The sequence below is a fragment of the Dechloromonas hankyongensis genome, assembly GCF_022012295.1.
Classification (GTDB): domain Bacteria; phylum Pseudomonadota; class Gammaproteobacteria; order Burkholderiales; family Rhodocyclaceae; genus Azonexus; species Azonexus hankyongensis.
This window is the reverse complement of record NZ_JAKLTN010000001.1, coordinates 854119-871001: the sequence shown is the minus strand read 5'-3', so window position 1 is coordinate 871001 and position 16883 is coordinate 854119. Positions and strand designations below refer to the sequence as shown.

Genomic DNA, 16883 nt, shown 5'->3' with positions numbered 1-16883 from the left:
TCCTGCCGAACCCGACTAGCGGTCCCAGTACGGCTCGTCGCCGATGTGGGCAATCATGAAATCGATGAACATCCTGACCTTGCTGGGCAGGTGGCGAGTCGGCAGATACATCGCATAGACGTGCCGCTCCACCGGCAGGTATTCGGACAGCACGGCCTGCAGGCTGCCATTTTGCAGGTCCTTGCCGATGATGAAGGTCGGCAACAGCCCGACGCCCAGTCCGCCCAGGACCGCCTGCGACAGGGCCTCGTCGTCATCGACATGGAGCGGACCGTTGACCGGCACGGTGATTTCGCCGTCCGGGCCGGTGAAGCGCCAGCGCCCCGGCTCGCCGGAGCGGGTGTAGTCGAGGCAGTTATGGGCGATCAGGTCTGCGGGCGTCTGCGGAATACCCTTGCGGCAAAAGTATTCGGGCGTCGCGCACAGCTTCCGCCGGACCGGTGCCAGCGGACGCGCCACCAGATTGGGCGGCGGGTCGCCGGTCACGTGGATCGCCACATCGTAGCCCTCCTCGGCCAGATTAACCCAGCGGTCGGTAATGCTGAGGTCGATCCTCAGCTCCGGGTGGCGCGGCAGGAAGCGGGCGAGGGCCGGGGCGACGTGAAGGGTGCCGAAGGCGACCGAGGCGCTGACGCGCAGGGTGCCGCGAACCTCGCTGGCCAAACTGCCGACCAGCTGTTCTGCGGCAGTCGCTTCTTCCAGCAGGCGGGCACTGTGCTCGGCAACTAGGGCGCCAATTTCGGTAAGACTGAGGTAGCGGGTCGTCCGGTTCAGTAAATGCGCACCGAGCGATTTTTCCAGCCTCGCCACGGCCTTGCTGACGACCGATCGCGAAGTGCCCATTCGCCTGGCGGCTTCGGCAAAGCTGCCCGCCTCAACGACACGGGCGAAAGTTGCCATCAGGTTCAGATCTGCCATCGCCCTCTCCGTAAATTTCCGCATAGGCCATCACGATTGTCGCCCCTAACGCTACATTCTGATGCCGTATTGATGCCTACCGTGATGCCTGCGGCCCGCGTACGATACGCCAATGACCGATGCAAAACGCACTTCGCAACGCGAACTTTCCTGCAACCACAACGACCTTCAGCCGCTTATCCTGGGCGCGGACGATTATGCCCGCCTGTGCCAATACACCCTCAGCGATGAACTGACCGACGAGTTGGATCGCGCGATTGTAGTTCAAATGGAACACGTCCCTGGAGATGTGGTCACCATGCATTCCCGCTGCACCTACATCGACCAACGCAACGGTGCGCAGCGCGAGATCGAACTGGTCTATCCCGGCGAGGCCGATCCGGCGACCGGAAAAATTTCCGTCCTGGCCCCGGTCGGCAGCGCGCTGATCGGGCTCAGCGTGGGACACGAAATATGCTGGGACTTTCCGGACGGCTCCGTGCGCAGACTGAAGGTCGCCCACGTCACCCCGGCTGCCCGTTAGCCCTGCCGCTCGGATTTCTCGCTCGCGCCGGCAAATCCGGGCGGCGGCATGCCATGGGCTTGCCGGCCATTTTTTCACCCACCCACAGGAGCACCCAATGAACATGATCTTGGAAGCCGTTACGCAAACCCAGAAAACCTCGCTGGCGACCGCCGGTGACTTTACCGATACGTGCCTGGCCGTTACCGAACGACTGGCCCAGCTCAATCTCGAAGTCAGCCGCACCGCTTTTGAACAATCATCGGAAATGGCGCTGCTTTGCCTGGATGGCTGCCTGGCGTCGGTTACACCGCTCCACCAGGCAGCCATGTGCTACTGGCTCCCTTCGAACCGCCGGGCCTGAGGCTCGCCATGACTAGGGGCGACTTCCCGCTGGGGGCGTCGCCCCTGACAAAAATTGGGCATGCCTGGGGAATGAATTGGTCCGATGGCAATCGAACCGACAGTCACCCGGCAGCAGTCCAGGCGCGGATTGCCGCCGGCGTCCCCCGCAACCCCGGAACGGAGACCCGCCATGTCCGCCATCGTCCGCATCGAACCGCGCAGCGCCGATCTCGGCAACGGCATGCTGGTTCGCCGCACCCTGCCCAGCCGCCAGCAGCGCATGATCGGCGCCTGGTGTTTCCTCGATCATGCCGGGCCGGTCGTTTTCCCGGCCGGCCAGGGCATGCACGTCGGCGCCCACCCGCATATCGGCCTGCAGACCTTCACCTGGCTGATCGAGGGAGAAGTGCTGCACCGCGACAGCCTGGGCAACGAGCAGATCATCCGCCCCGGCCAGGTCAATCTGATGACCGCCGGCCGCGGCATCGCGCACACCGAGGACTCGCTGCACGACGGCCGGCGCCTGCATGCCGCGCAGCTGTGGATCGCGCTGCCGCCGGAAGCGGAAAACTGTCCACCCGCTTTCGCGCACCACCCGGACCTACCGCAATGGCAGCAAGGCGGCGCCCGGCTGACCTTGCTGGCCGGCACTTATGCGCGCTGGACGGCGCCGGCCCATGTCCACTCCCCGCTGCTCGGCCTCGACATCAGCAGCGACGGGCCGGCCAGCGTGGACCTTAGCCTTGACCCAGCATTTGAATATGGCCTGCTCCCCTTGGTCGGAGAGGCCAGCATCGAGGACGAGCGCTTTCAGGCCGACGAATTCGCCTATCTCGGCGACGGCCGCAGCAGCCTGCAACTCGACCTGACCGCCGGCACCCAGATATTGCTGCTGGGCGGTCTCCCTTTCGCACAACCCGTCCTGATGTGGTGGAACTTCGTCGGCTGGTCGAAAGCCGGTATCGCCGAGGCACAGCGCCAGTGGGAAAACGGCGATCCCCGCTTCGGGACTATCGGTGACGGCTCGGCCCCGCGCCTCAGCCCGCCGCCCCTGCCTTGGCGCGACTAGGCCAGCGAGCGCTCAGGAGCAGCAGTTGGTTGGCTGGCCAGCCAGGCCTCGTAACCGCCCTTCAGGGGCTTGACCGACAAATAGCCGGCATTGAGCAAATGCCGCGCCGCCTGCACCGCGCCGGCATCCTCGGGACAAGCACAGAGGGTGACGATGGGCCTGTCTTTCGGCCAGTCGCCGACCGCTTCGTGCAGGAAATCGTGCTCGGCAACACGGGCGCCGGCAATCGGCCCGGTTTCCGCGATCATCGTCGCACCGCGCAGATCGAGAACTAGCGGTGGCGTATCGCTGTCCAGCGCCGCGATCAATTCGGCCGGCGTGACATGCGGAACGGCGCAGAATTTCCGGAAACGATACTTCTGCCACAGCTTCCAGCCCAGCCAGACGGCCAGCACGACCAGTAGCACGACCAGCGCTCGCGCCATGTGACGGTCGAGCACGGCAATGGCCGACTGCACCGCGTCTTGCAGCAACCAGCCGACCCCGATTGCCGCCCCCGCCCATAACGCGGCGCCAACCCCGGCGGCCAGCAGAAAGCCAGTCTGGCTCATGCGCAGCGCCCCGGCGATGGGCGGCGCCACCGTCGAAAAACCGGGGATGAACTTGGCGACGACCAGCGACGAAATGCCCCAGCGAATGAAGCGCGCCTCGGTCTGGCTGACACAGGACGACGGATTGATCGACAGTTTGCACAACCCGGCCAGCACCCGATAACCGAACACCTTGCCCGACCAGTACCACAGCCAGTCGGCGAGTACGGAAGCGACCACGGCCGCGGCGAGCACCTGCCCCAGGCTGCCCGAAGTCGCCGCCAGGCTGCCGGCCAGCAGCAGGGTCGGCACGGCGGGAACCGGCAGGCCGAGCTGCTGCAACAGGACGTTGAAGAAGACGACGGTGACTGCATCCTGGCGCAGGGTCTGGGTGATCTGGGCGATGTCCATGGCGTCAGTCGCGACGGAGGGCGGGTGGAGGCAAATTGAACACGGCGTTTCCTTGGTGGATTCCGGCGTTGGAAAGCATAGCTTAGTCGAATGCAGGCAGCCTCTCGAACCGGCGCGCAAGAAGCCAGACAGCGCACTGGCATGCCAGGTTCCCGCTTACGACGCATCCGGCAGACGTGGCACAATGGCCGCATGCGTGCCTCCCGCTCCGAATTCCTGGACCTGCCCGAGGTCCGGCTCCACATCCGCCGCTGGGGCGACCCGCAGGCGCCGACCCTGTTTTTGCTGCACGGCTGGATGGACGTTTCCGCCTCCTTCCAGTTCGTCGTCGATGAACTGCAGCACGACTGGAATATCATCGCCCCCGACTGGCGCGGCTTCGGCCCGTCGCAGTGGCTGAACCGCCCCTACTACTTCGCCCAGCACGTCGGCGACATGGAGGCCATCCTCGACCATTACGCGCCGGATGGCCAGGTTCGACTGGTCGGCCACAGCATGGGCGGCATCCTGTCCTGCCTGTATGCCGGGATCCGCCCCGAGCGCGTCGACCGGCTGGTCACCCTGGACGGTTTCGGCATCGCGCCGACGACACCCGACATGGCCCCCGACCGTTACCGGCAATGGCTGGACCAGAGCCGCGAGACGCCCAAACTGCACGTGTACCGCGACCGCGCCGATTTCGCCCGGCGCCTGATGAAGACCGACCGCTTCCTGAGCGCCGAGCGTGCCAGCTACCTGTCACGCCACCTGGCCAAGATCGGCGAGGGCTACAACAAGGCCGGCGAGCGCCGGCATGGCGTGATCTGGAATGGCGACCCGTGGCACAAGAATTTCTCGCCCTACCTGTTCCGCCTCGAGGAATCGATGGCCATCTGGCGCCAGGTGCACTGCCCGGTGCTGTGGGTAGCCGGCCGCCAGTCCTGGGTAGTGCGCGACTTCGAACAACGCCCCGGCGACTGGGAAGCCCGTCAGGCCTGCTTCGCCAACATGCGTGAATGCTGGATCGAGGACGCCGACCACATGCTGCACCACGATCAGCCGGCCGAAGTCGCCCGCCTGATCGAGGAGTTCATGGCCTGAAAAACAACAAAGCCGGGAAAACCCGGCTTTGTCTCACGGCGCTCACATGGACGCCCAGGGGCATGGCAATGCTCAGTGATAGGCTTTCTTGGAAGCCAGTTTGGATGCCATGAAGCAGGCCAAAGTGAAAATCACCGCTGCAAAACCAATGCCGAAATAGGAAAGCTCGTCCATGTACGCCTCGTTACCGTTAAGTTAAAAATCAGGCGTTATAGACAGTGCTCTCCCTGAAAGTTCCCGCCCGCTGAAGATTTTGCCGCAGCGGTTGCGGAACTCACTCCCCGCGCGCCCGCCGGACGGTGATCGACTCGCCGGCCACGCCCCAGTTGTCGGTATCGACCTCGTCGATCACAACCACGGTGGTCTTCGGGTTCTTGTTCAGTACATCGACCAACAATTGCGTCACCCCTTGGATCAGGGCGGCTTTCTGCTCGGCGGTGGCGCCTTCGCGGGTAATCTTGATATTGACGTAAGGCATCGTGTCCTCCGCTTAACGATTCACATCGACGACAACACGGCCACGCACCTTGCCATCCATCAGCTGCGCCGCTGTCGGTATGGCTTCGGCCAGCGATACCTCGTGGGTGATCAGGTCCAGTTTGGCGATATCGAGATCGCGGGCCAGCCGCTGCCAGGCGACCAGGCGATCCGGACGCGGGCACATCACGCTGTCGATGCCGACCAGCGTCACGCCGCGCAGGATGAAGGGCGCCACACTGGCCGGCAAATCCATACCGCCTGCTAGACCGCAGGCCGTGACCACGCCGCGATAGCGGGTCGTTGCACAGATATTAGCCAGCGTGTGGCTGCCGACAACATCGACCGCCCCCGCCCAGCGCTCCTTGCCGAGCGGCTTGCCGGGTGCCGAGAATAGGCTGCGATCGAGCACTTCGGCGGCGCCGAGTTGCTTCAGGTAATCCGTTTCCTCCGGCCGGCCGCTGACTGCAACGACCGTGTAGCCGAGCTTGTTGAGCACAGCGATGGCCACGCTGCCGACGCCGCCGGCCGCCCCGGTGACGACGATCTCGCCGTCGCCCGGCTTGACGCCCTGCTTCTCCAGCGCCAGCACGCACAACATGGCGGTGTAGCCGGCGGTGCCGATGGATACTGCCTGCTTGGCCGAGAAGGCGGCCGGCAGCGGCACCAGCCAGTCGCCCTTGAGGCGCGCCCTCTGTGCCAGGCCGCCCCAGTGCGTTTCACCGACGCCCCAGCCGTTGAGCACGACGCGGTCGCCGACCTTGTATTCGGCGTTGTCGCTGGCCTCGACCGTGCCGGCGATGTCGATTCCGGGCACCATCGGGAACTTGCGCACCACCGGCCCCTTGCCGGTGATCGCCAGGCCGTCCTTGTAGTTCAGCGACGAGTAATCGACGCGCACCGTGACATCGCCTTCCGGCAACTGGCTGTCGTCGATTTCCTTTACTGCCGCACGATAGCCGGCGTCGTCCTTCTCGATCAGAATTCCCTTGAACATCGTTCTCTCCGTGTCAGTTTTGCGGGCAGGCTGCCGGCATCGCCTCGGCATCCCGTTTCTCAACGAACTTCAGTATAACCAGCAGGACGACCCCGACCACCATCACGCCGCCAGCCAGATAGAGGCCGATCGAATAGTTGCCCAGACGCGTCGCCAACCACCCTACCACCGCCGGCCCGATGATCTGCGCCACGCCGTAGGAGAGCGTCATCTTGCCCATCATCTTGGCCGGCCGCGTCGGGTAGTAGCGCCCCGCCATGGTCAATACCAGACTGACCATGCCGATGAAGGTTCCGCCGAAGAGCAGCGCACCGAACAAGGTCGGCAGCAACCCGCCCCAGGCAACCGGCAGCACGATGCCGACGATCTGCAGCGCCGCGGCGAGGATCAGCGCGTTGAGGTCGCCGGTGTAACGGGCGATCAGATCCCAGTTGAAGGCGGCCGGTGCCGCTGCCAGCCCGATAGCCAGGAAGGCCAGCGCCCCCTGCCCGGCCAAACCGGGCAAACCATTGACGATGGCGACGATGAAGGTGGCACTGATCACATAACCGAAGCCGGCACAGAAATAGGCGGCCATGAACAGGCGCAGGAAGAGCGGACTGGGCGGGTTGTCGTGCATCGGCGCACCGCTTTTGGTCACCGGGCTGGTATCCGGTGCCGGCAACCAGGCCAGCGCCGGCACAATCAGCAGACAGCCAATGGCCGTGAAGGCGAACCATTGCTCGCGCCAGTCCAGGCTGCCGGCCATCAGCCACACGGCAATCGAACAGCCGGCAATGCCGAGTCCGATGCCGGTGAAGTGGATGCCCAGCTCCGGCCGGTGATTGTGGCGGATCAGCCAGTTCAGTATCAGGCCGGTGCCGAGCAACATGCCGGCGGCACTACTCAGGCCGGCGATGAAGCGGGACAGCGTCCACAGCCACGGGTCATTGGTCAGCCCCATCATCAGGGTGCTGACGATGGCGACCACGAGGCCTATGCGATAGAGGCGGTCCTTCAAGACCAGGTCGCTGATCAGCGAGGCGACCAGCGCTCCGCTCAGGTAGCCGGCGTAGTTCAGGGCTGCCAGCCAGCCAGCTTCGGCCAGCCCCAGCCCGGCCTGTTGCTGCATGATCGGTAACAGGGGCGTGTAGGCGAAACGGGCGACACCGAAGGTCAGCAGCAGGCTGAAAATCCCGGCGCCCAATACCTGGAGGCGTTCTCTCTGTGAGGTCATGGGGTATCTCCTTTTTTGTACTTGAGCGTCCACGATATCCGCGCTAAATTATCTGCACAAATGATTTGTTTTGAACAAACCATTCTCTTTGGCAGATACAAATGGAACTTATCGCTCTCCGCACCTTTCAGGCCGTCGTCGAAGAAGGCGGCATCCTCGCCGCATCGCGCAAGCTGAACACCGTCCAATCCAACGTCACCAGTCGCATCCGCAAACTGGAAGAAGAACTCGGCGCCGAACTGTTTTTCCGCAAGGGGCGCGGACTGGAACTTGCCCCTTCGGGCCGTGTGCTGCTCGATTACGCCCGCCGCATGCTGATGCTCGAGCGGCAGACCGCGAGCGCCGTCCGCCAGGTGGGTGAAAGCGTCGGCGAGCTGCGCATCGGCTCGATGGAGACCTTCGCCGCCCTGCATCTGCCCAGCGCACTGAAGGCGGTGCGGGCCAGCCACCCGCGCCTGGAAGTGCGCGTCAGCACGGACACGACCAGCACGCTGACCGAGAAAGTGCTCGACCACAAGCTCGACTGCGCCTTCGTCGCCGGCCCGGTGGTCCACCCCGACCTGCGCTTCGAGGAACTGGTGGTCGAGGAACTGGTGCAGATCCACGCCACCGGAACTGACCCGGTACGGCTACCGCTGATTCTGTTCCGCGAAGGCTGCGCCTACCGCACCCGCGCCATCGCCTGGCAGCGCAGGCTGGGCCACGCCGTCGCCGACGCCATGGAATTCGGCACGCTGGAGGGCATCCTCGGCTGCATCGCCGTCGGCCTCGGCTGGACCGTGATGCCACGCCGGGTGGTCGAGCAATCAGCACATGCCGCCGACCTGGTCATCGAAAGTGTGCCGCCGGATATCGCCCGAATCCCGACCGGCATGATCGCGCTGCGCGAAGGACCGGCGATGCCGGCGCTAAAGACGCTGTGCGACGGCATCCTGGCCTCGACAGTTCGCGCAAAAGCCGCTTGACCCCGTCTTGCCATCCCCAAGCTGGAGGGAATCCATTCAGGACTTGAGCAGCTCTTCCCGTGAACCTAGCCAGCGCTGTAGATGTTTTTCGGCCAGATCCGGATGCGCGGTCAGCATCTCCTCGGCCACCTCGCGCGCCATGTCGATCAGATCGGCATCCATTTCCAGGTCGGCGTAGCGCAATAGCGGCACGCCGCTCTGCCGGGCGCCGACAAACTCGCCCGGACCGCGCAGTTGCAAATCCTGGCGGGCGATCTCGAAGCCGTCGGTGTTCTCGAAAATGATCTTCAGCCGCTGGCGGGCGATTTCGCCGAGCGGCCCGGCGTAGATCAGCACGCAGCTCGATTCGTACTGGCCGCGGCCGACCCGCCCGCGCAGCTGGTGCAGTTGCGACAGCCCGAAACGCTCGGCATGCTCGATGACCATCAGGCTGGCATTGGGCACATCGACGCCGACCTCGATCACCGTCGTCGCCACCAGCACATCGATCTCACCGGCGGCAAAGGCAGCCATTACTGCCTGTTTCTCGTCGGCCTTCAGGCGGCCATGGACCAGGCCGATGCGCAGCGCCGGCAAATCGGCGGACAACTGCTCGTAAGTGTCCTGCGCCGTCTGCAGTTGCAAGGCTTCTGATTCCTCGATCAGCGGGCACACCCAGTAGGCCTGTCGGCCTTCCTCGACGTGCTTCTTGACGAAGCCGACCACGTCCTCGCGCCGGTTGTCGGCAACCAGCCGCGTCTTGATCGGCGTCCGGCCGGGCGGCAGTTCATCGAGTACCGTGACGTCGAGGTCGGCGTAATAGCTCATGGCCAGCGTGCGCGGAATCGGGGTCGCCGACATCATCAGCTGGTGCGGATTGCTGCCCTTCTTGCGCAAGGCCAGCCGCTGCGCCACGCCGAAGCGGTGCTGCTCGTCGACGATGGCCAGCCCCAACTTGGCGAAATCGACACCGTCCTGGATCAGCGCATGGGTGCCGATCACCAGTTGCGCCTCGGCCGCCATCGCCGCCAGCTGCTCGCGCTTGGCCTTGGTCTTCAGGCTGCCCGACAGCCAGGCCACATGCACGCCGAGCGGTTCCAGCCAGTCTTTCAGCTTGAGGTAATGCTGCTCGGCAAGGATTTCGGTCGGCGCCATGAAAGCGGCCTGCCAGCCGGCCGAAATGGCCTGGCACGCTGCCAGCGCAGCGACGATGGTCTTGCCGGCGCCGACGTCGCCTTGCAACAGGCGTTGCATCGGGTAAGCCTGGGCCAGGTCGGCCCCGATTTCGGCCATTGCCCGCGCCTGGGCGCCGGTCAGGCCGAAAGGCAGGCTGTCGAGCAGGCGCGCCCCGAGATCGTCACGCGCACGCAAAACTGGCGCCCCCTGCTCACGGCGCGCCAGATAGGCCCGGCGCAGCGACAGCTGCTGAGCCAGCACCTCGTCGAACTTGACCCGCCGCCAGGCCGGATGATTGCGCGCATGCAGGGTGTCGAGATCGGTGCCGGGCGGCGGCCGATGCAGGAAATGCAGGCTGCGCGCCAGCCCCGGCAGTTTCAGGCGGTGGCGCAGGTCGTCGGGAAGTGTTTCGGACAGGTCGCCCGCCGCCAGCGCCTTGCCGATCAACTTTTGCAGCGCCGAGTTGGCCAGCCCGGCCGTAGTCGGATAGACCGGCGTCAATTCGCTGGGCAGCGGCTCGTCATCGCCGATCTTGCGAAAGCGCGGATGCACCATCTCGGCGCCGAAAAAACCGCCGCGTACTTCGCCGAAAGCCCGGATGCGCGAGCCTTCGCTGAGCATGGCCTGCTGGTTCGGATAAAAGCTGAAGAAACGCAGCGTGATTTCGCCGCTGTCGTCAGCCGCCCGCACGATCATCTGGCGGCGCGGCCGGAACTGGATTTCGTTGCCATGGACAACGACCTCCACCTGCACCGGCTCACCGGCAAAGCTGCGGGCCACCGGCGTGATCTGCGTCTCGTCCTCGTAGCGCAGCGGCAGATGGACCAGCAAATCGGCCTCGCTGTGGAGGCCGATCTTGGCGAGCTTCTTGAGCAGCGCATCGGAAGCGCGAATCGGAGCCGACGCCCCGCTCGTCGTCATCCCGGGCGATTAGCCGATGAACATCACGGCATCGGCCTCGACCAGGGCACCGCGCGGCAATTCCTTGACGCCGACGGCGGCGCGGGCCGGGAACGGCTCGCTGAAATATTTAGCCATCGTTTCGTTGACCTTGGCGAAATTGGCCAGATCGGTCAGGAACACATTGAGCTTGACCACGTCGGCCAGCGAGCCGCCGGCGGCCTCGGCCACCGCCTTGAGATTGTCGAAGACGCGAACGATTTGCGCGTCGATGCCGTCTACCATCTGCATGGAGGCCGGATCGAGGCCGATCTGCCCCGACAGGTACACGGTGTCGTCGACGCGCACGGCTTGCGAATAGGTGCCGATGGCGGCCGGGGCGTTCGGGGTGGCGATGATGGTCTTGGCCATGGGAAACTTCCTGTCTGAACAATCGAAACGAACATTCTAGATGAACCCACGCATCGAATCTTTGGAAAAAATGCTCGGCGGCCCACGCGACGGCGCCCTGCTCCGCTTCTCGCTCGGCAACGAATACCTGAAGGCCGGCGCGGCCGACAAGGCGGCCGAACATTTCCAGGCCGCAGTGGACCGCGACCCCGCCTATTCCGCAGCCTGGAAGGCGCTCGGCAAGGCCTGGGCCGAAGCCGGCGACAGCGCCCGCGCCCTGGCCGCTTACGAACAGGGAATCGCGGTGGCCGAAACCAAGGGCGACATCCAGGCCGCCAAGGAAATGACCGTCTTCGCCAACAGAATCCGCAAGGCACAACAGGCATGCGACAACGCATCCCCCTAACGATTTGTTACAACCTGACCGCGTCCTGACGTAGTCCGGGAACGGGGGCGTCGCGTTAATTGCTTATGCCAGCACGGAATTGTTCCATCATGAACCGCAAACAGTTCGCTCTTCGCATCGTCCTCGCCCTCTCGCTGCTTGCCAGCTTGGGCGCGTGCACGGTGGTTCCGGCCTATCCGGTCGGTTATCAGCGCCCGCCGCCGGCCTACGTCGAGACCTACCCGGTGTATGGCTATGGCTATCCGTCGACCAGCATCTATTACCAGTCCGGATATCGACGCTACGATGGATATGGCGGTGACCGGCGCTACTACGACGATCGCCGCTACGAGGACAGACGCAGCCACGGCGTGCCGCTGCCGCCGCCCTTGCAACTGCACCGCGATGTCCGGCGCAGCCTCGGCCTGCCGCGATTGCCCGGGATGCCCTGAGCGGGTTCTTGCCTAACCCCCGATTCGCTCAACTTGCCATGAGCGAAGAACTTGGGATTTAGTTCTTGCCCTTGGGCGGCACGAGTATGGTCTCGACGCCCAGTTCCCGCAGTTTGGCCTGCGCCGCCTCGGCTTCCTGCTTAGTGCGGAAGGGGCCGACCTGGACACGGGTTTCCAGCGTGGACGGCACGCCGCTCAAGGTCAGCTTGGCATGGAGTTCTTCCGCCCGCTGGGCGCTGGAAAAGACCCCGGCCTGCAGGATGAAACCCGAGAACAGGCGGGCTACGCTGCTCGGCGGCTGGACCGGTGCCGCCGGCCTGGGTTCAGGGGAGAGACGGCCAGCCGGTTTGGACGGCGCCGGCTCGACAGGAGCCGCAGCACGCGGCGGCGGCAAATTGGAAGGTGCGGTCGTGATCTCCGGTACGGCAGTTGCCGGCGCCTTCGTTACAGCGCTCGGAGCCGGAGTTGCCGCAGCCTGAGGATGCGCTGGCGCCGGTTTGGCCGCCGGAGCGGGTGCAGCGGGGCGCGTTTCCGGCTTGGCTTCGGCTGCTGGAGCCGGCTGCGCCTCGACCTTCGGCGGCGGCGGCGCTTCGGCCGGTGCGGCGCTCGGTTCGGGGGTCGGCGGCTCGGGCAGGTTCTCGGTGGGCTTGACCGGCTGCGATACTTCCTTCTTCGGCGCCACCGGCACCGGCTGCGTAAATACGGCCTGATCAGCCTCGTCGGGCGGATTGGCCAGATAGTCGAAGAAGGCCAGCACGCCGAGCAGGATGGCGACCAGGACACCGGCGACGGCGAGGCGCTTGACCAGCTGGCCGCGCAGTTCGCCGGAGGGGTTGTCGTTATCGGGTCCTGCCGGTTGTTCCGCCATGTCCTACCTCAACGTTCCTGGCTCTTGGCCAGTGCCACCACCAGATCGGCCTCGGCCCGCGCAATGCCACAGCGCTCGGCAATGGCCGCCGCATCGTAACCGGAAATCGCCATTTGCATGGCGTCGCCATAGATTGGCGAAACGCTCTGGCTGGCACGCAAATGGGCCAGTTCCGTCTGCATGTCGTCGCGCAAGGCAGCCAGCTCGCCACGCATGGCATCCACCTCATCGCGCAACTGGGCCACTTCCTGCTCCAGGCCGCTGCGCAATACATCGTCGCCCAAGGCTGCCGGAGCCTTTTCCCAGTCGGCCAAAGATACGGATTCCTCGGCATCGGCCGGCAACGACGGCGGCAGTTTTTCCGTGTCGGCGGGCGCGCCAAGTCCCTCTTCCTTGCGGGCGGCCGGCTCCGAAGACGCCGGCTTGCGCAGATGGAACATCCGGAGCAGCACGAAGAGAATGTAGGCGGCGACCAGCACGATCAGCACCATCAGCACCTCGCGCAGCCCTATCGTCATTCCCCCTAGCTCCAGTGTCGTCACCCGGCGTGCTTTCCCGGCAGCTTAGAAGCCGACCGAATACTGAACGCCGACGATATGGGCGCTGGCGTCATAGCTGCCGCGCAACAGCGTCGCGTTCTTGTTCATGTTGATATCGCTGTCCTTGACGTACAGGTAGCTATAACCGGCATCGATCTTGCCGTAACGACCGGCGTTCCACTGGCCGCCCAGCGACAGCCACAGGCGGCTGTTATCAGGCACGCGCGCCGAACGGTCGGTGTCATTGACCGGCGTCCGGTCATAGGCAATACCGAACTTGATCTTGGCCGCATCGCTGGCCTTGTAGGCCGCACCCCAGGCGACACGCCAGGAATTGTCGTAATTGAAGCGCTCGGTGCCGAGCGTTGCCCCGCTCGACCGGCTCAACACATTGAGGGAATTCAGCGTGCTCCACCGCGTGTAAGAGATATCGCCCATCGCTTCCCAGCGGTCGGAAACCTGCTGCCACACCGACAGGATGGCGGTATCTGGCAATTCGACATCGGCCTTGACCGGAACCGAGCCGTTCAGGGTGCCTTCCAGCGTGTATTTGATCGAGGATCGATAGGAAACGCCGACCCGCATGGCAGGCGACAGCTTAAACAGCGCCCCGACGTTCCAGCCCCAGGCCGAATCGTCACCCTTCAGGGCTGACAGCGAATTGGTCAGTTCGGCATCGATTTTCTGATAATTGACCCCGAAACCGAGCGAAATCTTGTCGTTGATCCGGTAGGCCAGCGACGGGTTGTAATTGACGGTGCGGATTTCAGACTTGATGGTCTGCGCCTTGCCGATCCAGCCACTATCGTATTCGGTCGCCAGACCGAAGGGCGACGAAACGCCGAAACCGAGCGACAGCTTGTCGGTCAGGCGACCGGACAGGTACAGATTGGGCACCGCATGCCAGCCACCTGCGTCGCCACCGTTGCCGCTGCCCATCGTGACGCCGGACGAGCCGCCATCTTGGAACTCGTAGCTCGGCCCGACCCCGACCACGCCGAGCGAAACCTGGTAGCCCGCCAATTCCGACATCCCGGCCGGATTGAAGAAGACCGTGCTGGCGTTATCCGCCACGGCCGCCGACCCGGCGTAAGCATTGCCGAGGCCGCTGGCATTTTGTTCCCACAGCTGGAAAGCAGCCGCCGAAGCAACGCTGGAAAAGGCGGCCAGCATCAGGGCCGGCACGGTACGCAAGGTCAGTTTGTTCATGGGTGTTGCTCGCTAGCGGGCAGGAAATTGATTAACCGTCGGATTTTAGACCATTTCTGCTCAGTTTTCGGGTGGCACGTTACGTTTCATACCGTCGCCATCGATTGCCACATAGGTCAGTTCGGCTTCGGTAACCTTGACGATGATCGGCGCCGCGTAATTGCGCTCGGCATAGACCTCGACACGCACCGTGATCGACGTGGTGCCGACGCGCACGATATCAGCATAAAAACTGACGATATCGCCGACCGACACCGGCTGCTTGAAGGCGAAGGAATTGACCGAAACGGTAGCTACCCGCCCTTTCGCCCGGCGCATGGCGGGAATGGCGCCAGCGACGTCGACCTGGGCCATGACCCAGCCGCCGAACACATCGCCGTTCTGATTAAGATCGGCCGGCATCGGCACAACGCGCAGCGTGCAATGCTTGGCCGGGAGCGTAAGGGAAGCTGTAGCCATGAATCACCCCTAAGTTAAATGTTCTGCGATTTTCCCGGAAAGCAGTGGGTTTTCATATACTCACCTGACCAATAACAAATCTTCTCCACACCCCATGCGCCGTACCACCACCCTCCCCAAACCGCCCGCCGGCAAGGCCCTCAGCCAGACCCACGCCTGGCTGACCATCCGCACGCTGTTCCCCTATCTGTGGCGCTATCGCTTGCGCGTCCTCGCCGCGCTCGGTTGTCTGATCGGCGCCAAGCTCGCCAACGTCGGCGTGCCGATGATCTTCAAGGAGATGATCGACGGGCTGGGCGGGGAGCAGCAATTGCTGGCCCTGCCCATCCTGCTCCTCGTCCTCTACGGCTTCCTGCGCTTTTCGACTTCGCTATTCACCGAGTTGCGCGAAATCCTGTTCGCCCGCGTCACCCAGCGCGCCGTGCGCCAGGTTTCGCTCGAGGTCTTCCGGCATCTGCATGCGTTGTCGCTGCGCTTCCACCTCGAGCGGCAGACCGGCGGCGTGTCCCGCGACATCGAGCGGGGCAGCCGATCGATTTCCAGCCTGATTTCCTACACGCTGTACTCCATCCTGCCGACCCTGGTCGAGATCGCCCTCGTTCTCGCCATTCTGTTCGTCAAATACGACGTCGGCTACGTCGTCATCACGCTGCTGTCGCTGGTCGCCTACGTGGTATTCACCATCAAGGTCAGCAACTGGCGCATCGATATCCGCCGCGCCGTCAATGAAAACGACTCCGCCGCCAACAGCCGCGCCGTCGACAGCCTGCTCAACTACGAGACGGTCAAATACTTCAACAACGAGGCCTGGGAAGCCCGCCGCTACGACCAGCAACTTTTCAAATGGGAAGAAGCGGCCACCCGCAGCCAGACGACGCTGGCCTACCTGAACCTCGGCCAGGCCGCGATCATCGCGCTGGGCGTCACCGCCATGATGTGGCGCGCCGCCAGCGGCGTGGTCGACGGGCAAATGACCATCGGCGACCTCGTCCTGGTCAACGCCTTCCTGATCCAGCTCTACATTCCGCTCAATTTCCTCGGCATCGTTTACCGCGAAATCCGCCAGGCGCTGACCGATATCGAGCGCATGTTCAACCTGCTCAAGGAAAACCAGGAAATCGCCGACGCCGCCGACGCGCGCGACCTGCCGGCGGGGCCCTTGCAGATCAATTTCGACGCCGTCCATTTCGCCTACGAGGCGAACCGGCAGATCCTGAAGAACCTGAGCTTCGCCATTCCACCCGGCAAGACGGTCGCCGTCGTCGGCCATTCCGGGGCCGGCAAATCGACCCTCGCCCGCCTGCTCTACCGCTTCTACGACGTTACCGGCGGCGCTATCCGCATCAATGGCCACGATCTGCGCAGCCTGCGCCAAAGCAGCCTGCGCGCCGCCATCGGCATCGTGCCGCAGGATACCGTGCTGTTCAACGACACCATCTTCTACAACATCAACTACGGCCGGCCCGACGCCAGCCGCGAGGAAGTGGTGGCCGCCGCCCGCGCCGCCCAGCTGCACGAGTTCATCGAATCGCTGCCGCTGAAATACGAGACCAAGGTCGGGGAACGCGGCCTCAAGCTATCCGGCGGCGAAAAACAGCGGGTAGCCATCGCTCGCGCCCTGCTCAAGAACCCGCCCATCCTGATTTTCGACGAAGCGACCTCGGCGCTCGACTCGGCAACCGAAAGGGCCATTCAGAGTCAGCTGGAACAGGTTGCCGTCGGGCACACGACACTGGTCATCGCTCACCGGCTATCGACCGTGATGAACGCCGACGAAATTCTCGTCATGAGTGACGGCCACATCATCGAGCGCGGCACACATCCTGAGTTGCTGGCGGCGGGCGGCCACTACGCGACCATGTGGATGCTGCAGCAGCAGGAAGAAGACCTGAGCGTGCCGAGCACCTGAGCCGGCGATTTTCGGTCCGGTCAGCGGTCAATGATGCGACGCCGGCTCCATGGTAGGATTGCTTGCCATGGCTCGGGGCCAGTGCGGTCGTTTCTCGTCCCGAACCT

At 64.2% G+C, this 16883-nt stretch carries 19 protein-coding genes; 8 read left to right on the top strand and 11 right to left on the bottom strand.

From position 1 onward, the window contains the following. Nucleotides 1-15: 15 nt before the first annotated feature. Nucleotides 16-918, bottom strand: coding sequence for a LysR family transcriptional regulator (locus tag LZ012_RS04220; protein ID WP_275707838.1), 903 nt, complete (start codon nt 916-918; stop codon nt 16-18). A gap of 112 nt (nt 919-1030) precedes the next feature. On the opposite strand from LZ012_RS04220, the gene rnk reads away from it, so the two are divergent. The 3 genes from rnk (at nt 1031) to LZ012_RS04205 (ending at nt 2834) form a co-directional block, all read left to right on the top strand. After that, entirely contained in the window at nt 1031-1441 is a 411-nt protein-coding gene (gene rnk, locus LZ012_RS04215) for a nucleoside diphosphate kinase regulator (protein WP_275707835.1), read from the top strand. A gap of 97 nt (nt 1442-1538) precedes the next feature. Further along, nucleotides 1539-1784 (top strand): hypothetical protein, encoded by a 246-nt coding sequence (locus tag LZ012_RS04210; RefSeq protein WP_275707833.1) that lies wholly within the window; start codon nt 1539-1541, stop codon nt 1782-1784. A 171-nt stretch (nt 1785-1955) separates the two neighbouring features. Then, nucleotides 1956-2834 carry a pirin family protein gene (locus LZ012_RS04205; RefSeq protein ID WP_275707831.1) on the top strand — a complete coding sequence of 293 codons (879 nt, stop codon included), beginning with the start codon at nt 1956-1958 and terminating at the stop codon, nt 2832-2834. On the opposite strand, the gene LZ012_RS04200 is transcribed toward LZ012_RS04205, so the two are convergent. Beyond that, a complete protein-coding gene (locus tag LZ012_RS04200; protein ID WP_275707829.1) occupies nt 2831-3775 on the bottom strand; it encodes a VTT domain-containing protein in 945 nt (314 codons plus the stop codon). The genes LZ012_RS04205 and LZ012_RS04200 overlap by 4 nt on opposite strands. Before the next feature lie 192 nt (nt 3776-3967). Between LZ012_RS04200 and LZ012_RS04195 the strand changes: the two genes are divergently transcribed. Beyond that, nucleotides 3968-4855 (top strand): alpha/beta fold hydrolase, encoded by an 888-nt coding sequence (locus LZ012_RS04195; protein ID WP_275707827.1) that lies wholly within the window; start codon nt 3968-3970, stop codon nt 4853-4855. Nucleotides 4856-5129: 274 nt separating this feature from the next. On the opposite strand, the gene LZ012_RS04190 is transcribed toward LZ012_RS04195, so the two are convergent. From LZ012_RS04190 to LZ012_RS04180, 3 genes are read right to left on the bottom strand one after another with little or no spacing between them, the layout of a single operon-like run. Beyond that, nucleotides 5130-5333, bottom strand: a complete 204-nt coding sequence (locus tag LZ012_RS04190) for a 4-oxalocrotonate tautomerase family protein (RefSeq protein WP_275707825.1) — start codon at nt 5331-5333, stop codon at nt 5130-5132. Nucleotides 5334-5345: 12 nt separating this feature from the next. After that, on the bottom strand, nt 5346-6329 hold the full coding sequence (acuI, locus tag LZ012_RS04185; RefSeq protein ID WP_275707823.1) for an acrylyl-CoA reductase (NADPH): 984 nt from the start codon (nt 6327-6329) through the stop codon (nt 5346-5348). A gap of 13 nt (nt 6330-6342) precedes the next feature. Then, nucleotides 6343-7545: a YbfB/YjiJ family MFS transporter gene (locus LZ012_RS04180; protein WP_275707821.1), complete on the bottom strand. Its 1203-nt coding sequence runs from the start codon at nt 7543-7545 to the stop codon at nt 6343-6345. 101 nt (nt 7546-7646) lie between these two features. Here LZ012_RS04180 and LZ012_RS04175 point away from each other — a divergent pair, with 101 nt between their 5' ends. Further along, the gene (locus tag LZ012_RS04175; protein WP_275707819.1) at nt 7647-8510 is read left to right on the top strand and encodes a LysR substrate-binding domain-containing protein; all 864 of its coding nucleotides are present in this window, start codon (nt 7647-7649) and stop codon (nt 8508-8510) included. Nucleotides 8511-8546: 36 nt separating this feature from the next. Here LZ012_RS04175 and recG read toward each other — a convergent pair whose 3' ends face one another. Continuing rightward, nucleotides 8547-10586: an ATP-dependent DNA helicase RecG gene (recG, locus tag LZ012_RS04170; protein WP_275707817.1), complete on the bottom strand. Its 2040-nt coding sequence runs from the start codon at nt 10584-10586 to the stop codon at nt 8547-8549. A gap of 9 nt (nt 10587-10595) precedes the next feature. Then, nucleotides 10596-10976 (bottom strand): RidA family protein, encoded by a 381-nt coding sequence (locus tag LZ012_RS04165; RefSeq protein ID WP_275707814.1) that lies wholly within the window; start codon nt 10974-10976, stop codon nt 10596-10598. A gap of 40 nt (nt 10977-11016) precedes the next feature. Between LZ012_RS04165 and LZ012_RS04160 the strand changes: the two genes are divergently transcribed. Both LZ012_RS04160 and LZ012_RS04155 read left to right on the top strand, forming a co-directional pair. Then, nucleotides 11017-11361, top strand: coding sequence for a tetratricopeptide repeat protein (locus LZ012_RS04160; protein WP_275707812.1), 345 nt, complete (start codon nt 11017-11019; stop codon nt 11359-11361). Between the two features lie 89 nt (nt 11362-11450). Then, nucleotides 11451-11792, top strand: a complete 342-nt coding sequence (locus tag LZ012_RS04155) for a hypothetical protein (RefSeq protein ID WP_275707810.1) — start codon at nt 11451-11453, stop codon at nt 11790-11792. A 58-nt stretch (nt 11793-11850) separates the two neighbouring features. Here LZ012_RS04155 and LZ012_RS04150 read toward each other — a convergent pair whose 3' ends face one another. The 4 genes from LZ012_RS04150 to LZ012_RS04135 are packed head-to-tail and all read right to left on the bottom strand — an operon-like array spanning nt 11851 to nt 14867. After that, the gene (locus LZ012_RS04150; protein WP_275707808.1) at nt 11851-12660 is read right to left on the bottom strand and encodes an SPOR domain-containing protein; all 810 of its coding nucleotides are present in this window, start codon (nt 12658-12660) and stop codon (nt 11851-11853) included. An 8-nt stretch (nt 12661-12668) separates the two neighbouring features. Next, nucleotides 12669-13178: a DUF2802 domain-containing protein gene (locus tag LZ012_RS04145; protein ID WP_275707806.1), complete on the bottom strand. Its 510-nt coding sequence runs from the start codon at nt 13176-13178 to the stop codon at nt 12669-12671. 45 nt (nt 13179-13223) lie between these two features. Continuing rightward, a complete protein-coding gene (locus LZ012_RS04140; RefSeq protein WP_275707804.1) occupies nt 13224-14408 on the bottom strand; it encodes an OmpP1/FadL family transporter in 1185 nt (394 codons plus the stop codon). Between the two features lie 60 nt (nt 14409-14468). After that, nucleotides 14469-14867, bottom strand: a complete 399-nt coding sequence (locus LZ012_RS04135; protein WP_275707802.1) for an acyl-CoA thioesterase — start codon at nt 14865-14867, stop codon at nt 14469-14471. Between the two features lie 94 nt (nt 14868-14961). Here LZ012_RS04135 and LZ012_RS04130 point away from each other — a divergent pair, with 94 nt between their 5' ends. Then, nucleotides 14962-16776 (top strand): ABCB family ABC transporter ATP-binding protein/permease, encoded by a 1815-nt coding sequence (locus LZ012_RS04130; protein WP_275707800.1) that lies wholly within the window; start codon nt 14962-14964, stop codon nt 16774-16776. Nucleotides 16777-16883: the final 107 nt, after the last annotated feature.

Excerpts from the sequence above, each read along its gene's own strand:
- LZ012_RS04135 (WP_275707802.1), bottom strand. The coding sequence starts at position 14,867 with ATGGCTACAGCTTCCCTTACGCTCCCGGCCAAGCATTGCACGCTGCGC.
- LZ012_RS04210 (WP_275707833.1), top strand. The coding sequence starts at position 1,539 with ATGAACATGATCTTGGAAGCCGTTACGCAAACCCAGAAAACCTCGCTG.
- LZ012_RS04145 (WP_275707806.1), bottom strand. The coding sequence starts at position 13,178 with ATGACGATAGGGCTGCGCGAGGTGCTGATGGTGCTGATCGTGCTGGTC.
- LZ012_RS04140 (WP_275707804.1), bottom strand. The coding sequence starts at position 14,408 with ATGAACAAACTGACCTTGCGTACCGTGCCGGCCCTGATGCTGGCCGCC.
- LZ012_RS04220 (WP_275707838.1), bottom strand. The coding sequence starts at position 918 with ATGGCAGATCTGAACCTGATGGCAACTTTCGCCCGTGTCGTTGAGGCG.
- LZ012_RS04155 (WP_275707810.1), top strand. The coding sequence starts at position 11,451 with ATGAACCGCAAACAGTTCGCTCTTCGCATCGTCCTCGCCCTCTCGCTG.
- rnk (WP_275707835.1), top strand. The coding sequence starts at position 1,031 with ATGACCGATGCAAAACGCACTTCGCAACGCGAACTTTCCTGCAACCAC.
- LZ012_RS04165 (WP_275707814.1), bottom strand. The coding sequence starts at position 10,976 with ATGGCCAAGACCATCATCGCCACCCCGAACGCCCCGGCCGCCATCGGC.
- acuI (WP_275707823.1), bottom strand. The coding sequence starts at position 6,329 with ATGTTCAAGGGAATTCTGATCGAGAAGGACGACGCCGGCTATCGTGCG.
- recG (WP_275707817.1), bottom strand. The coding sequence starts at position 10,586 with ATGACGACGAGCGGGGCGTCGGCTCCGATTCGCGCTTCCGATGCGCTG.
- LZ012_RS04130 (WP_275707800.1), top strand. The coding sequence starts at position 14,962 with ATGCGCCGTACCACCACCCTCCCCAAACCGCCCGCCGGCAAGGCCCTC.
- LZ012_RS04190 (WP_275707825.1), bottom strand. The coding sequence starts at position 5,333 with ATGCCTTACGTCAATATCAAGATTACCCGCGAAGGCGCCACCGCCGAG.
- LZ012_RS04180 (WP_275707821.1), bottom strand. The coding sequence starts at position 7,545 with ATGACCTCACAGAGAGAACGCCTCCAGGTATTGGGCGCCGGGATTTTC.
- LZ012_RS04175 (WP_275707819.1), top strand. The coding sequence starts at position 7,647 with ATGGAACTTATCGCTCTCCGCACCTTTCAGGCCGTCGTCGAAGAAGGC.
- LZ012_RS04150 (WP_275707808.1), bottom strand. The coding sequence starts at position 12,660 with ATGGCGGAACAACCGGCAGGACCCGATAACGACAACCCCTCCGGCGAA.
- LZ012_RS04195 (WP_275707827.1), top strand. The coding sequence starts at position 3,968 with ATGCGTGCCTCCCGCTCCGAATTCCTGGACCTGCCCGAGGTCCGGCTC.
- LZ012_RS04200 (WP_275707829.1), bottom strand. The coding sequence starts at position 3,775 with ATGGACATCGCCCAGATCACCCAGACCCTGCGCCAGGATGCAGTCACC.
- LZ012_RS04160 (WP_275707812.1), top strand. The coding sequence starts at position 11,017 with ATGAACCCACGCATCGAATCTTTGGAAAAAATGCTCGGCGGCCCACGC.
- LZ012_RS04205 (WP_275707831.1), top strand. The coding sequence starts at position 1,956 with ATGTCCGCCATCGTCCGCATCGAACCGCGCAGCGCCGATCTCGGCAAC.